The organism is Streptosporangium pseudovulgare (genome assembly GCF_014648055.1).
Taxonomy (GTDB): Bacteria; Actinomycetota; Actinomycetes; order Streptosporangiales; family Streptosporangiaceae; genus Streptosporangium; species Streptosporangium pseudovulgare.
The window spans coordinates 15,298-28,383 of the sequence record NZ_BMQJ01000028.1 but is presented as its reverse complement, the minus strand read 5'-3'; the positions used below and the strand labels follow the sequence as shown (position 1 = coordinate 28,383).

11 protein-coding genes are annotated in these 13,086 nt (G+C 73.4%); 3 read left to right on the top strand and 8 right to left on the bottom strand.

Going from position 1 to position 13,086, the window contains the following annotated elements; translation table 11 throughout:
• The first annotated feature begins 91 nt into the window (after window positions 1–91).
• Together IEZ10_RS34980 and IEZ10_RS34975 are read left to right on the top strand one after the other, a co-directional pair.
• Window positions 92–1,303 carry a PLP-dependent cysteine synthase family protein gene (locus IEZ10_RS34980; protein ID WP_189250796.1) on the top strand — a complete coding sequence of 404 codons (1,212 nt, stop codon included), beginning with the start codon at window positions 92–94 and terminating at the stop codon, window positions 1,301–1,303.
• A complete protein-coding gene (locus IEZ10_RS34975; RefSeq protein ID WP_229811958.1) occupies window positions 1,300–2,901 on the top strand; it encodes an MDR family MFS transporter in 1,602 nt (533 codons plus the stop codon). Before IEZ10_RS34980 ends, IEZ10_RS34975 begins: the two co-directional genes overlap by 4 nt.
• Here the strand turns inward: IEZ10_RS34975 and IEZ10_RS34970 are convergent.
• From IEZ10_RS34970 to IEZ10_RS34955, 4 genes are all read right to left on the bottom strand, one after another.
• Window positions 2,831–4,162: an aminotransferase class V-fold PLP-dependent enzyme gene (locus IEZ10_RS34970; RefSeq protein WP_189250795.1), complete on the bottom strand. Its 1,332-nt coding sequence runs from the start codon at window positions 4,160–4,162 to the stop codon at window positions 2,831–2,833. The two genes, IEZ10_RS34975 and IEZ10_RS34970, sit on opposite strands and share 71 nt — an antisense overlap.
• Before the next feature lie 231 nt (window positions 4,163–4,393).
• Window positions 4,394–6,649, bottom strand: coding sequence for a heavy metal translocating P-type ATPase (locus IEZ10_RS34965; protein WP_189250794.1), 2,256 nt, complete (start codon window positions 6,647–6,649; stop codon window positions 4,394–4,396).
• Between the two features lie 28 nt (window positions 6,650–6,677).
• Complete coding sequence (locus IEZ10_RS34960; protein WP_229811957.1) at window positions 6,678–7,724, bottom strand: DUF8832 domain-containing protein; 1,047 nt, start codon at window positions 7,722–7,724, stop codon at window positions 6,678–6,680.
• Window positions 7,721–7,933 (bottom strand): heavy-metal-associated domain-containing protein, encoded by a 213-nt coding sequence (locus IEZ10_RS34955; RefSeq protein WP_189250793.1) that lies wholly within the window; start codon window positions 7,931–7,933, stop codon window positions 7,721–7,723. The genes IEZ10_RS34960 and IEZ10_RS34955 overlap by 4 nt, the downstream gene beginning before the upstream one ends.
• Before the next feature lie 240 nt (window positions 7,934–8,173).
• On the opposite strand from IEZ10_RS34955, the gene IEZ10_RS34950 reads away from it, so the two are divergent.
• A complete protein-coding gene (locus IEZ10_RS34950; RefSeq protein ID WP_229811956.1) occupies window positions 8,174–9,550 on the top strand; it encodes an MFS transporter in 1,377 nt (458 codons plus the stop codon).
• Between the two features lie 79 nt (window positions 9,551–9,629).
• On the opposite strand, the gene IEZ10_RS34945 is transcribed toward IEZ10_RS34950, so the two are convergent.
• The 4 genes from IEZ10_RS34945 to IEZ10_RS34930 all read right to left on the bottom strand — a co-directional run bounded on the left by IEZ10_RS34945 (window position 9,630) and on the right by IEZ10_RS34930 (window position 12,701).
• Complete coding sequence (locus IEZ10_RS34945) at window positions 9,630–10,700, bottom strand: polysaccharide deacetylase family protein (protein ID WP_189250792.1); 1,071 nt, start codon at window positions 10,698–10,700, stop codon at window positions 9,630–9,632.
• A gap of 419 nt (window positions 10,701–11,119) precedes the next feature.
• Complete coding sequence (locus tag IEZ10_RS34940) at window positions 11,120–11,533, bottom strand: GNAT family N-acetyltransferase (RefSeq protein ID WP_229811955.1); 414 nt, start codon at window positions 11,531–11,533, stop codon at window positions 11,120–11,122.
• Window positions 11,534–11,730: 197 nt separating this feature from the next.
• Window positions 11,731–12,129, bottom strand: a complete 399-nt coding sequence (locus tag IEZ10_RS34935; RefSeq protein WP_189250790.1) for an ATP-binding protein — start codon at window positions 12,127–12,129, stop codon at window positions 11,731–11,733.
• Window positions 12,130–12,305: 176 nt separating this feature from the next.
• Window positions 12,306–12,701 carry an STAS domain-containing protein gene (locus IEZ10_RS34930; RefSeq protein WP_229811954.1) on the bottom strand — a complete coding sequence of 132 codons (396 nt, stop codon included), beginning with the start codon at window positions 12,699–12,701 and terminating at the stop codon, window positions 12,306–12,308.
• Between the last annotated feature and the right edge of the window lie 385 nt (window positions 12,702–13,086).

Here is a 13,086-nt window from a genome sequence, read left to right as displayed (position 1 = left end):
GGCGCGCCCAGTCGCCCGTGCCGTCGGCGCGGGCCGTACCTCCGGCGTGCCCTGAGGCGGATCACCGGATCACGTTCGAGGGAAACGGACCATGACCTACACACTCAACTCACCAGACATCTCACTGCTCCCGACCGGCCGACTGGTCACCGGGAACACCTGCCACGCCCCGGAGCACGTCGTCGGCAACACCCCGGTCCTGTGGATCCCGGAGATCGTCACCGGCCGGGGCCGCGGCTTCTGGGCGAAGCTGGAGGGCGGCAACCCCGGGGGCATCAAGGACCGGCCCGCCCTGCACATCGTGGACCGGGCGCGCCGGGCGGGCCTGCTGCGACCGGGAGCGCCCATCGTGGAGTCCACCAGCGGGACCTTCGGCCTGGGGCTGGCGTTGGCCGGCATCGTCCACGGGCACCCGGTGACGCTGGTGACCGACCCGGGGATGGAGCCGCTGATGCGGCACCTGCTCGCGGCCTACGGAGCCCGGGTCGTCGTCGTCACCGAGCCGCACCCGGTGGGCGGTTGGCAGCGGGCGCGACAGGACCGGGTGCGCGAACTGCTGGCGGGGCACCCGGACGCCTACTGCCCGGACCAGTACGGCAACCCCGACAACGTCACCGCCTACGCGGGCCTGGCCACCGAGCTCGCCGGCCAGCTCGGCAGGATCGACGTCCTGGTGTGCAGCGTCGGGACCGGCGGCCACAGCGCGGGTGTCACCCGGGTGCTCCGCCGCTTCTACCCCGACCTGCGGCTCGTCGGCGTCGACTCGACGGGCTCGACGATCTTCGGCCAGCCGGCCCGTCCCCGGCTGATGCGGGGCCTGGGCAGCAGCATCCACCCGCGCAACGTGGCCTATGAGCTGTTCGACGAGGTGCACTGGGTGGCGCCGGCCGAGGCGGTGTGGGCGTGCCGCCGCCTGGCGGCCCTGCGGTACGCCACCGGCGGCTGGAGCGTCGGGGCGGTGGCCCTGGTGGCGTCGTGGCTGGCCCGCACGATGCCCGGCCACACGCGGACGGCGGCGATCTTCCCTGACGGGCCGCACCGCTACTTCGACACCGTGTTCAGCGACGACTACTGCGCGGCCCACGACCTCCTCGGTGCGCCGCCGGCCGCCGACCCGGAGGAGATCGGTCACCCCGCGGAGCGCGAGCCGGTCCGCTGGACGCGGTGCGCGACCGTGGTCGATCCCCTCGCGGACACGCCGCCCGGCGCCCCGCCCGGTACGGCGGGCACGGACCCGCCCGGCCCGGCGGACGCCGTCACGGACGACCCCGGGACGGCGGGCGCCGTCCGGGAGGACCGGTGACCGGCGCCGCCGAGGGGAGGCCGACGGCGGGCACTCCGGCGCTCATCCGGTCCTTCGACCGGCCGGTGCGGCTGCTGCTGGTCAACCAGCTCACCATCAACACCGGCTTCTACATGCTCATGCCGTACCTCGCGGGCCACCTGTCCGGGACGCTGGCGCTGCCCGCCGCGCTGGTCGGGCTCATCCTCGGCGTCCGCAACCTGAGCCAGCAGGGGTTGTTCCTGGTCGGCGGGACGCTCGCCGACCGGTTCGGCTGCAAGCCGGTGATCGTGGCGGGGTGCGGGGTGCGGGCCGTGGCGTTCCTGATGCTGGGGGTGGCCGGCTCGGTCCCCGCGCTGGTGGCGGCCTCGGCGCTCACCGGGTTCGCCGGGGCGCTGTTCAACCCGGCGGTGCGGGCCTATCTCGCCAGGGAGGCCGGTGAGCGCAGGGTCGAGGCGTTCGCCGCCTTCAACGCCTTCGGCCAGCTCGGCATCCTGATCGGGCCGCTGGTCGGGCTGCTGCTCAACGGGGTGACGTTCACCCTGGTCTGCCTCACCGCCGGGGTGATGTTCGCCGTCCTCACGGTCGCCCAGGTGCGGGCGCTGCCGCCGGGCGCGGGAGCCGGGCCGGCCGGTCCAGGCGGTCCGGGGACGGCCGGCGCCCCCGGAACGGCGGCCGGCGGGCGGGCGGTCTGGCGGGAGGTGGCCGCCGACCGGTCCCTGCTGCGGTTCTCGCTGGCCATGGCCGGCTCCTACGCGCTGAACTTCCAGATCTACCTCGGCCTGCCGCTGGAGGTCCGGCGGGTGACGGCCGGCGAGTTCGGGGTCACGCTCGTCTTCGTGGTATCCGGCGTCATGACCGTCATCGGGCAGGCCCGGGTGACGGCGTGGGCGGGCCGGCGCTGGGGGCCGTCCCGGGCCATCGCCCGGGGGCTCGTCCTGATGGGCCTGGCCTTCGTCCCGCTCGCAGTGGCCGCGCCGCTGACGGCCACCGCCACCGCTCCACCGCCCGCCGCCGCCCAGGTCCTCCTGCTCCTGCCCGTGCTGGGGGCGGCGGTGCTGCTCAGCCTGGCCACGATGATCATTTACCCCTTCGAGATGACGACCGTCGTCGCCCTCGGTCCCGAGCACACGGTGGGCACCCGCTACGGGCTCTACAGCACCCTGGCGGGCCTCGGCGTCGCCGCGGGCAACCTGCTGTCGGGGTGGGCGCTGGACCTGGGCAGGTCGGTGGGCCTGCCCAGCCTGCCGTGGCTCGGCCTGACGGCGGTCGGCGCCGGGTGCGCGGTGGCCGTGCGCGCCCTGGACCGGGCCGGGCGGCTGGCGGAGCGCTCCACGGCCTCCCCGGAAGGCGCCTCCCCGGATCCGCTCTCTCCGAACACGACCCCACCGGACACGACCCCACCGGACACGACCTCCCCGGACGCGGCTTCCCCGGGTCCGTCGTCTCCCGGCACGCCCCCACCGGACACGGTCCCACCGGATGCCGCCCCGGCGGCGCCGGGGCGGCATCCGCCCGGTCCGCCGGCGCGGACGTCCGGAGCCCGTCTCAGGGACGCCGCCGCCGGGCGAGGTCGTGCAGGGCGGTGGCCAGGAGGTCGACGTCGTCACGCGAGGTGAAGAGCGCCGGCGTCACCCGGACGCAGTCGCCCCGGACGGGCCCGCCCCGGCGCACGGTGAAGATCCGGTACCGGTTGTACAGGTCGTCGGTGATCGCGACGTTCTCGGCCTCCGAGGTACGGCCGGCGAACCGGAAGGCGGTGATCGCGCCGTACATCGCCGGGTCCTCCGGGGTCAGGATCTCCATGCCCGGGATGTCGCGCACCCGGTGGACCCAGCGGTCGCGCAGGAAGCGCAGCCGCGCCTGCTTGGCCGCGGCGCCCAGGGCGTCGTGGAAGTCCAGGGCCGCGTCCACCGAGAGCACGGCGGCGGCGTCCAGGGTGCCGGAGTGGACGCGCGATCGGATGTCACCGGCCGGATAGGTCTCGTCGGCGAACGCGAGGTCGATGTCGGCCAGGCGCTCCCTCCGGATGTGCAGGAAGCCCGTGCCCAGCGGCGCCCCCATCCACTTGTGCAGGGAGAACACGGTGAAGTCCGACCCGAGGTCGCCGAGGGTGAAGTCGAGCTGGCCCCACGAGTGCGCCGCGTCGACGATCACGTCGGCACCACGGGCGCGCGCCATCTCGACGATCTCCCTGACCGGCGTCACCAGCCCGGTGCGGTTGTTCATGTGGCTGAGCAGGAGAAGCCGTACCCGCGGGTGGTCGCGCAGCGCCGCGGCGTAGGCGTCCAGCACGGCCCGCCGGGTCGCCGGCTCGGGGATCGCCAGCCGCTCGACCGTGACGCCGCGCCGGTCGCGCAGCCAGTTCATCGCGTACCGGGCGCTGTGGTAGTCAAGGTCGGCGTACATCACCGCGTCGCCCGGCCGCAGCCGGTTGTAGCCGCCGATCAGGTTCTGCAGGGCCTCGGTGCCGCCGCGGGTGAGGGCGATCTCCTCGGCGGAGACACCGAGGAGGGCGGCGACGCGCCGCCTGATCCGATCGGCCCGCTCCTTGTAGTCCGTGCGCAGCAGGTGGGAGTTCTGCTCGTTGAGCAGGTCCACGTTGCGGTGGTAGGCCAGGCGCACCGGCTCGGGCATGATCCCGTAGTAGCCGTTCTCCAGGTTCACGAAGTCCGGGCTGACGCGGTACCGCCGCGCGACGTCCCCCCAGAAGCGTTCGTCCCCGGCCGTCCGGTCCGGGGCGCGGCCGGCGGGGACGCCGGGGAGCGGGGTGGCCGGCCCCCGGGCGGCGGGCGGCTCCGGACCCCGCGGGGCCGCCGCGGCGAAGGAGGCGGTCAGCGCGCCCAATCCGGTGATCATCTCGCGTCTGGACACAGTCATCGAAGTCCCCCGTACCGCATCAGCGGGCGACCGCGGCGCGCGCTGACCGGCAGTCCTGAAGCGGAACCGGCGGGCCGGGCGGATCACTCCGGGCGGGGCCGCGGCGGCACCCTGGTCGACGCTTCCAGTGTGCGGCGGACCGGCGCCGTCACGCCGTCACCGCCGGTGCCCGGCGTGGCGCGGGCAGCGGCGGTGACGGCGTGACGGCGGCCTTGACGGCGGAGGACGGCCTTACTTGAAGCCGCGCAGCCGCAGGCTGTTGGTGACCACGAACACCGACGAGAACGCCATGGCGGCTCCGGCGATCATCGGGTTGAGCAGCCCCATGGCCGCCAGCGGCAGGGCCGCCACGTTGTAGGCGAAGGCCCAGAACAGGTTGCCCTTGATCGTGGCGAGCGTCCGGCGGGCCAGGCGGATCGCGTCGGCGGCCACCCGCAGGTCACCGCGGACCAGCGTGAGGTCGGACGCCTCGATGGCCGCGTCGGTGCCGGTGCCCATCGCCAGCCCGAGGTCGGCCTGGGCGAGCGCGGCGGCGTCGTTGACCCCGTCGCCGACCATCGCCACCGACCGCCCCTGCGACTGGAGCCGCTTGACCACGTCCACCTTGTCGGCGGGCAGCACCTCGGCGATGACCTCGTCGATGCCCACCTCGGCCGCGACGGTCCTGGCGACGGCCTCGTTGTCGCCGGTGAGCAGCACCGGGGTCAGGCCCAGCGCGCGCAGCCTCTGGATCGCCTCGGCGGAGGTCGGCTTGACCACGTCGGCGACCACGAGGACCGCCCGTGCCCTGCCGTCCCAGCCGACCGCGACCGCCGTACGGCCCGCGGCCTGCGCCTCCGTCAGAGCCCGCTCCAGATCGGCGGGCAGGTGCTGCGACCACTCGGCCAGCAGCCGGGGACGGCCGACGAGGACGGCGTGCCCGTCGACGACACCCTGGACGCCGAGCCCTTCGACGTTGGCGAAGTCCTCGGGGGTGGGCAGCTCGCCCACCCGCTCGGCGGCCCCCCTGGCCACGGCCTGGGCGATGGGGTGCTCGGAGGCGTGCTCCAGCGCCCCGGCCAGGCGCAGGACCTCGGCGGCGTCCTCGCCCTCGGCGGTGACGACGTCAACCAGGGTCATCCTGCCCTCGGTGACCGTGCCGGTCTTGTCGAGCACGACGGTGTCGATGCCGCGGGTGGACTCCAGGACCTCCGGCCCCTTGATCAGGATGCCGAGCTGGGCGCCCCGGCCGGTGCCGACCAGCAGCGCGGTCGGGGTTGCCAGGCCCAGGGCGCAGGGGCAGGCGATGATCAGCACGGCCACCGCCGCGGTGAACGCGGCGCCCGCGCCGTCGCCCGTGCCGAGCCAGAAGCCGAGCGTCCCGAGGGCCAGGGCGATCACGATCGGCACGAAGACCCCGGAGATCCGGTCAGCCAGGCGCTGGACCTGCGCCTTGCCGGTCTGGGCCTCCTCCACCAGCTTGGCCATCTGGGCGAGGCGGGTGTCGGAGCCGACCCGCGTGGCGCGGACGACCAGGCGGCCCCCGGCGTTGACGGTCGCGCCGGTCACCGCGTCGCCGGGCCGTACCTCGACCGGGACCGACTCGCCGGTCAGCATCGAGGCGTCCACCGCCGAGGAGCCCTCCTCGACCACGCCGTCGGTGGCGATCTTCTCGCCGGGCCGCACCACGAACCGGTCGCCCACCGCCAGGCGGTCGGCGGGGACCCGGACCTCGGCGCCGTCGCGCAGCACGGAGACGTCTTTCGCGCCGAGTTCCAGCAGTGCGCGCAGCGCGGCGCCGGCGCGGCGCTTGGAACGGGCCTCGAAGTAACGGCCGGCGAGGATGAACGCCGTCACCCCGGCAGCGGCCTCAAGGTAGATGTTGCCCGTGCCGTCGGTGCGCTCGATGGTGAGCGCGAACGGGTGGGTCATGCCGGGCGTGCCGGCCGTACCGAAGAACAGGGCCCACAGCGACCAGCCGAGCGCGGCGATCGTGCCGAGCGACACCAGGGTGTCCATGGTGGCGGCGCCGTGACGCAGGTTGGTCCAGGCGGCGCGGTGGAACGGCCAGCCGCCGTAGACCACGACCGGGGCGGCCAGGGTCAGCGACAGCCACTGCCAGTTCGTGAACTGCAACGCCGGGATCATCGCCATCGCGATCACCGGGACGGCCAGGACGACGGAGGTGATCAGCCTGGCCCGCAGCGGAGCCAGCTCGTCGGTCTCCTCCCGCGGTCCTTCCTCCCCGGCGCCCTCGGCGCGGGGCGGCGGGGGCAGCTCGGCGGTGTATCCGGCCTTCTCCACCTCCGCGACCAACTCGTGGGGGTCGAGGTCGGCGGGGAAGACGACCTTGGCCTTCTCGGTGGCGTAGTTGACGGTCGCGGTGACGCCGTCGAGCTTGTTCAGCTTGCGCTCGATCCGGTTGGCGCACGACGCGCAGGTCATGCCGCCGATCGAGAGCTCGACCGCGCCGGTGGCCGGCGGCCGGTCATCCGTGATGGAGGACATCACCTCTCCTTTCCGCGTCATGTCCTGGTCAGTGTGAGTGGTCGTCGGCGTGGTCCGGGCCGTTTTCCGGCGGCTCGGGCGTGCCGTTCTCCGGCGGGTCGGGCGTGCCGGACGGGCCGGTCGGAGCCGCGGTCGGCTCCTCGGACGGCGACCCCTCCGGCGCCGGGGCGTCCCCGGCGCGGACGGTGAAGTCCGCCGTGCGCACCTTGCCCCCGTGTTGGAAGTCTAGGAACAGCCGGTAGGTGCCCCGGCTGGGTGCCTCGGCGTAGAAGGTGACCTCCGGGCCGGCCGGCGTCCTGCCGTCGCCGGGCTCCCCGTCGGGGTGGACGTGCAGGTAGGCGAGGTCGCCGTCGCGCAGCGCCACGAGATGGCCGTAGGCGCCGAGGTACGGCTGCAGGTCGGTGACCGGCCGGCCGTCCCTGCTCACCTTCAGCGTGACCTTGCTGGAGCGCCCGGGGACCAGGTCGCCGTCGAGGGTGACGGTGTACCCGTCCACCTCCGCCGTACGGCGCGGCTCCAGCGGACCGGCCGGCTCGTAGTCGCCGCCCGCACGCAGGTCGGCGCCGAGCGTCAGCGGCCGGCCGCCCTCGGGGGCGAAGTCGGCGAACGCGCGGTACGCGCCCGCCTCCGGCAGCGTCAGCCGTACCGACCAGACGCCGTTCCCGGCCTCCTCGGGGTGCAGGTGCCGGAACACGCCGAGGTCCCGCGAGACCACGATGAAGTGCAGTTTCTTCTCGTGCTGCGTCTGGTAGGCGGTGACCGGGCGGCCGTCCGGACCGGTCACGGTGAACCGGAGGTCGGTCTCCTCGCCGGGGGTGAACGCGGTGGTCTCGGGGGCGAGGGTGTAGCCGTCCTGGGAGATCTGCAGCCCCGCCGGGGCGGACGCCGGGGCGTCCGTCCCGGCGTCGCCGTGGCCGCCGTGTCCGGCGTCCGGCCGGCCGGTGGGCGCGGCGTGCGCCGGGTGGGCGGTGCCGGCCGTGGCCGTCGGGCCCACGGCCCGGCCCGCGCCCAGCGCGCCGCCGAAGACCACGGCGAGCCCGAGGGCGTAGGCCCCGATCCGGGCCGGGGTGTTCATGACGTGACCGCCACTTCGTAGCCGGCCTCCTCGACGGCGGCGGTGATCGCGGCCGTGTCGACCGGGGCGTCGCTGGTGACGGTCATCGCGCCGGTGGCGAGGTCGACGTCGACGCCGGTGACGCCGGGAACCTGGCCGACCTCCTCGGTGACCGAGCTGACGCAGTGGCCGCAGGTCATGCCGTTGACGGTGTAGGTGGCGGTGGTCATATCCGGCCTCTTTCCTCGCTATTTTTACCCCTGGGGGGTATCCGTACGTCGACAACATACCCCTCCCCCGTTCTATTCCTCAACTCCGGCATCTGATGCGGGCGGCCCCGGGGCCCGGCGCGGCGGCCGCGGAAAATGGGCGCGACAGCGCGGCCGGGGAGCGGGAGGATGGTTCCCCCGTACATTCGCGAACCGGCGTGCGACCCGGTGTGTCACGCGACCGTGAGAAGGAGACCCCCGGTGCACAGCTTCAGGCGCGACCTCGCGTTGCTCCGGGACAGGCGCTTCGCCCTGCTGTTCGCGGCCCGGACCATCTCGGTGCTCGGCAGCTCGTTCGCCCCGGTGGCCCTGGCCTTCGGCGTCCTCGGACTCCCCGGGGCCACGCCCAGGACGCTCTCGACGGTGCTGACCGCCGAGTCGCTGCCCATGGTGGTCTTCATGCTCGTGGGCGGGGTGATCGCCGACCGGTTCCCCCGGCACCGGGTGATGATGGCCGGTGACGGGCTCAGCGCGGTGGCGTTCTTCTCCCTCGCCGCGATGATGCTCACGGGGTGGACCCCGGTTCCGCTCCTGGCGGCGGCCGCGGCTCTCAGCGGGGTGGCGATGGCCGTCCTCTTCCCCGCCCTGACCGGCATCGTCCCCGATGTCGTCCCCGCCGACCGGCTGCAGACCGCCAACGCCCTGCTGGGGTTGGGCGTCAACAGCTCCCGCGTCGCCGGGCTCGTGCTGAGCGGCGCCACGGTGGTCCTGATCGGCGGCGGCTGGGCGCTGGCCGTCAGCGGCGTCATGTTCGCCGTGGCGGCCCTGCTCGTCGCCGCGCTGCGCCTCACCCCCGCCGAACGCGTCGCCGGGGAACGGCACTCCGTCCTCGCCGACCTGCGCGGCGGCTGGCGCGAGTTCATCTCCCGGCAGTGGCTGTGGGTCGTGGTGGCGCAGTTCTCGGTGCTGGTCATGGCGGCGCAGGCCGCGCACGGGGTGCTCGGCCCGCTGGTGGCCAAGGAGAGCCTCGGCGGGGCCGCGGCCTGGTCCGCGGTGCTGACGGGCGAGGCGGTCGGCATGATCCTCGGCGTCTTCCTGGCGCTGCGGCTGCGCCCCCGCCGTCCCATCCTGCTCGGCACCGTCCTCACGGTGCCGACGGGGCTCCCCTATCTCCTGCTCGGTGTCGGAGCCCCGCTGTGGGCGGTCGTCGCCGGAGCCGTGGTGATGGGCATCTGCTTCGACCTCTTCGGTGTGCTGTGGAACACCACCATGCAGCGGGAGATCCCGCCCGCCTCCCTGTCGCGGGTCAGCTCCTACGACGCCCTGGGCTCGCTGATGTTCGGCCCGCTCGGCCTGCTGCTGGCCGGTCCGGTGGCGATCGCGACCGGACCCCGGCCCGCCCTGGTGGGATGCGCCGGGCTCATCCTCGTGGTGTCCCTCGCCGCGCTGCTCTCCCCCGGTGTCCGGGGCCTGCGGGCCCCGGACACCGCCGCGGAGGAGCGTGAGCCGGCGGAAAGGACGGAGGAGCGCGAGCCGGCGGGGGACGCGGAGCCCGGCTCGCCGGCGAAGGCCGGGCGGTCCGGCACGCCCGCCGGAGGCCCCGCGGCCGCCGCGGACGACCTGAAGCCCGCCGGGTGACGGGGACCGGCCACCGCCCGCCGTACGGCCCGTCCGCGGGCGGCCCGCCGGGTGGGGAGGCCGCCCGCCGTACGGTCCGTCAGTAGCCGAGGGCGCGGTCGGTGAAGCGCTTGGCCAGGAAGGGCGTCTTGAACTTCGGGTAGGCGACCGTCTTCACGTCGCCGTCGGAGGTGTACCGCTCGTCGGCGTGCGCCTTCAGCCAGTCGAGCCAGGCGGTGGAGCAGAACTTCGCGCAGTCGCCCTTCTTGTCCATCGACCGGATCCGCGGGATGCCGAGCGGGTCGAACTTCTTGCTGAACGGGGACTCCGCCGGGGTGTACCCGGCGAGGAACACCCCGCCGAAGTCGTAGCCGGCGTTCCCCGACCCGCCCTTCAGGCCCCACTCCTTGGTGCTCGGCTGGTTGCCGTACGGCAGGGCCAGAGTGACCGGCTTGAAGTTGATCAGCTTGCTGACCAGCTCCTGACCGGCGCCGATCTCCGCCGTCACCTGCTCCTTGGACTTGCCGTGCAGGTTCTTGTGGTCCCGCGTGTGGTTGCCGATGTCGTAGCCCCTGTCGTGCAGCCAGAGCAGGATCTGGGCGGCCTCCTCCGGGAGGTTCTCCTTCCCGAACAGGTCGCGGATCACGTAGAACGTCGCCACGGAACGGAACCCGGGGTTCTTCTTGGCGACCTCCTCAAGGATGCCGACGGCGGTGTTCGGCATGGGGTTCCCCGTGCCGTCCAGGGTGACCTGGGAGGGGGAGGAGTCGTCGAAGGTGAGCACGACCGGGTGTTTGCCGGCCGGGATGTCGATGTGCCCGGTGACGTACTCGGCCGCGGTGATCGGGACGTAGCCCTCCCGGGCGAGCCGCTCCAGCTCGGTGCGGAACTGCTGGGGAGTGCGGTCGTCCTGGGTCGTGGGTTTGTCCACCACGCGGTGGTACATCAGGACCGGTATCTGGCCGAGCTCGTTGGCGTGGGCCTGCGCGGCCTTCGCCAGCTTGGCCTGGAGAGTCGCCTGCTGGGCGGCGGCGGCCGATTTGGCCGCGGCCGGCTTCGCGGCTCCGGCGTTCGTGTCGTGTGAGTCGTTCTGCCCGGACGCGCATCCGGCCAGCAACGAGCCCACCGCCGCGGCGACCATACCGGTCCTGACCACCTTGAGACGGTTCATTGAATCCCCCCAGCGCACTGATCAAGTGCCTGTTATCCCCCGCTGACCTGCGGATGGATCTCCACGTGGAGCAAAGGATTCATACCCGCGGGACAGAAATCGCAGGCAGTGACGATGGTCAAGGATTGAGGGCGCCGGGACGAGGATGACCTACGAAACCACGGGGGCGATGGCCATACTTCCGGACAGGAGTCCAGAAAAGGGACGGGTGGTACGGCGGCGCGGGCCCGGTTCCGGGAGGACAGGGCGGGCACGGCGGGCCGGGACGAGGCCCCGGGAGCGGCCGGCCCGCGGTGCCCGGATCACCGGCCGGACCGGCCCGCCGCGCCCGGATCGCCGCTCGCTGGACGGCGCCCGCTACGTGGACTGGCAGGACCGGCCCGCCGCGTCCGGGCCGTCGGTCCGCGGCACCCTTGGGATCAGTCCGCGGCGCCCCTGAGGGCGGAGCGGTCGATGAGCGACATCCCGGGTACGGCCCGCATGCCCAGCCGCGCGTAGTAGGGCTGGAGCCGCTCCTCGCAGAGGAGATCGACCGAGTAGAAGCCCTCGGCGCCGGCCAGGACCCTGCGCATCAGCTCGGTGCCGATCCCCTGCCCCTGGTACTCCGGCAGGACCTCCAGCCACGGGACGTAGGCCGTCAGGACGCCGTCGCTGATCATGTTGACGAAACCGACGACGCGGCCGGTCTCCTCGTCGATCGCGACGACCGCGCGGTGGCTTCCCCGCAGGACGGCCAGATGCTGCTCGGGCGAGGCCGGCGTCGGCCACCCGACGAAGAAGCCGGTGAGCCGGTCGGCTTCGATCGTGGCGACGTCGTCGGTGTAGCGGATCACGGTCACTCCTGGCGGTGAGGCGCCGGCATCGGCCGGTCATGCCGGATCCGCAGAAGATATCCACCGGAGTTCCGGTCGTCGACCGGATTTTCAGACGGCCGGATCGCCGGGCGGCCACCGGTCCGTCCGGTCCGTCCGGTCCGTCCGGTGCGGGCGCGCGGTGGACGGGCGGGGCGCGGTAGGTGCTCAGCGGGTGGTCAACAGGCGGGCTCGGCGTCCAGGCGCATCCGGAGGCGGACCCGGGAGCCCTCGTCGGCCTGGTCGATGGTGAGCTCGTCGCAGAGCTGGCTCATCAGCCACAGCCCGAACCCGCGCACCGTGTCCGTGGGGCGCTCGGGCGGGACGTGCTTGGCCGCCAGGTCCCCCGAGCTGTCGGTGATCTCCACGGTGACGCAGGTGGCGTTGTGCCAGATACTCAGCGTGCCCTTTCCCCCGCCGTGCTCCAGGACGTTGATGACCGCCTCGTTGGCGGCGAGGAGCAGGTCGTCCAGCCGGTCGCCGTGCATGCCCGCCAGGGTCGCGTGCCGGAACAGACGCTCGCGCAGGGCGGTGAGGTCGTCATCGATCGGCCAGTGCTGACCGCGGTCGCCGGTCACGACACCCCCCTGAGCTTCGCGCTGCCCGGCAACCGCCGGGGCGAACCGACCCGCTCCGGAACCGGATGTTGCCGATGACTTGTCGATGCCGGGCATCTGCCCGCTCCAGACCGACTTACGACGGCTCGGGCGGACGGAATATCCCTCGGGCCGCCGTCCGCCGGGAACCGGCCCGGTCACGCCGGATCCCCGTTCCGCCGCAGGAACCTGACGGCCTCCTCGACCGTGGGATGCACGGCGAAGGCGTCGGTGAGCCCGGTCAGGTGGAAGATCCGCCGTATCCGGGGATGCGGGTCGGCGATGGCGAGGTTGCCCCCGCGGTCCTGGACGAGCTTGCGGACGGCCAGGAAGACCCGGATGCCGGTGGAGTCGCAGAACGACAGCCCGGCGAGGTCGATGACGAGGTGCTGCCGGTCGGAGCCGATGGACCCCAGGAGGTCGTGGCGGAACCGCTCGGCGTTGGTGTAGTCGAGCTCGCCCGACACGGCCAGGAGGGACACCCCCTCCACTGGGCCGCCGGACGCCGTCACGGCGTCGTCGGGCACGGTGCTGATGTGGACGGCGGTGCTCACGGGCGACCTCCGCAGACGGCCGAAGGGGAAGGGGGCGGGAGCGGGAGCGGAGCCGTCACCCGGACGGCGCGAACGCGAAACGGCGGGCGCCTGCCGGACCCCGGGGCTCGGTGTACCGGAACCGAGACGATCCGCTGGACGCCGACATCGTTCACCCGCAATCTCGATTCCTCTCGCGAGGCCGCTGACCACGTCGCGACCCCCGCCGCGTGGCCGGACCGACCCTGATCGCTCTAGCCTATTGAATCCCCAGAATTCACGATTAATACCCCTTTATCGATCGACTGACCGGTGGCCCGGGGGATCACCCCGGACCCTCCGGAACGCATACCTTGTCCCCATCGGGAATGAATGCCGCTTCGGGAACGAACGCCGCGGAGAACCG